The organism is Cognatundibacterium luofuense (assembly GCF_018139685.1).
Taxonomy (GTDB): domain Bacteria; phylum Pseudomonadota; class Gammaproteobacteria; order Burkholderiales; family Burkholderiaceae_D; genus Undibacterium; species Undibacterium luofuense.
Window position 1 is genome coordinate 1 of record NZ_JAGSPN010000605.1, and the last position, 288, is coordinate 288.

General features: G+C 52.8%; 1 pseudogene. It reads right to left on the reverse strand.

What is annotated here, in order from left to right:
- Positions 1-288, reverse strand: a pseudogene (locus KDM89_RS21835) (hypothetical protein); the annotation flags it as partial.

Here is a 288-nt window from a genome sequence, read left to right on the forward strand (position 1 = left end):
TCATTCTTTCCAGCGGCTTTGCGCTGCTCGCGGCTTTCTATGCCATGCACAATCGCGTTTCGCAGCAAATGTTCAAACGGACCTACCATTTTCTCCAGAACGCCACGGTCCATTTCTACGCTGGAACCACGGATATCCAGATTAACGCGCTTATCAAGTTCTTTGGCAGTCTGCCGGGTCACACGGTACAAACGCTCAGACACGCTGGCAAACGGGATCATACGCACGCGCATCAAATCCTGTTGCAATTCACGGGTCAGACGTGCCTGTACATGCAGGTTACCGGAC